This window comes from Endozoicomonas sp. SESOKO3, from assembly GCF_024606255.1.
Map to the genome: position 1 here is coordinate 1 of NZ_JAHHPR010000378.1, position 1,452 is coordinate 1,452.

The window sequence follows — 1,452 nt, forward strand, 5'->3', positions numbered from 1 at the left end:
ACAGGATCATCGCTCTGCTGCGTGAAGGTCTGATCAGCAAGATTGAACTTGAGCAGTACATGAAGGCTGTCAGAGGTGCCGATGGTTATCAGACAGTGGATGAATTTGAGCACTTCCTTGGTTACAAACACGGCGTCAGCGTGCCCGAGTTCAAGAAGGTTGTCCAGATGATGTCCGACAAGGGGTCTGAGGAATTCATGCAGAGTGCCTTTACTCCTGTGACCGTGAGCACTAATGGCCCGGCGGGTATGAAAGACTCTGTTACCGGCATGAAAGAATACGCAGCAGCGGTGATCGCCAACTACGTTCTTGACGATATTGCCTTTGAGAACGGCCGCAAAACGGCAGCATTTCTGGCCAATGTTCAGGATACCCTGACACCTTACGCTCATGCTGCCGGAATATTTGAAACAGAACTGATCCAGGCTGTCTATAGCGCACTGATGCAGGCTCATGCCGCAGCAGCTGAGCAACAGCTAATGAAATACTGGGTCAAACCTTCAGCCTCTCTGATACAGGCGGTCACCTGGTACTTCTCCAACTACAAAGCTCTTCTGGTGACCAATACCGCCCGGCAGGCGGCCAGTCTGTGCCTCTCGAACATGGCCTTCCTCTATCTTCTGGATCTGACCAACCGGGGCGATTACACACACAGAATGCTCACACCCTTTCAGCACTGGTTGGAGCGCTATGGTGTCGATCTTGACCGAACCGGCCAATATGCCTTCCACAGTGGAATTGAAAAAGTCTCTGAAGTGAGTGGGCTGGCAATGCCATTTGGCAAGGCTGCTTCCTCAGTCATTCTGCTGAAAACCGGCTCTATGCTATTTATCCGACAGTACCACGCCAACCCCCGGATGTATCGCAGCATTTTCCGTCTGGTGCCTGAAATGTTGACATCAATGGCTTCCGTACAAGGCGTTCAGGTACCGCTGCTGCAAAGAGTCACACCAGAAAAAGTGAAAACTCTGGCCTCTGCCACCGCCGGTATCGTGCTGGGTCCGATAGCCACTGTCGGAGCATACGTCTACGGTCTGATATCCGGGTTTACCTTCGCTCAAACCTTCGGATTCGCTCTGGCGTCGAGTCTTGGTTTCGACTTCTTCATGAACGACAACAAGATGCTCACTCAATGGCTGGGTGGACCTCTGGGCCGAAGTCTTGACGGACTTAATCGCTGGAGAAGCATGGGTGAAAGGGAGTCTGACTATGTGAAACGCAACGCCATTGCCACGCCTCAAGGCTTCAGTGAAACAGATCAAGAGTATACCAACCGTGTTAAAGCAGACAAGGTAATGTATGGCTGGACGCGGAACGAGAATTATCTTCAGTTCCGTGAACGACGTGATCACACCATGAAGATGTATGAGCACGGCTGGGAGAACTACTTCAGGGAAAATGTGCCTAAATGGTCATTCTCCCACGCAAAAAGTATTCCTTACTCTTACACTC

The 1,452-nt window shown here is 51.2% G+C and carries 1 protein-coding gene; it reads left to right on the forward strand.

The window, feature by feature from the left end; translation table 11 throughout:
• A partial coding sequence (locus KDK18_RS06630; RefSeq protein WP_257254085.1) for a hypothetical protein occupies window positions 1-1,452 on the forward strand: 1,452 nt, incomplete at both ends.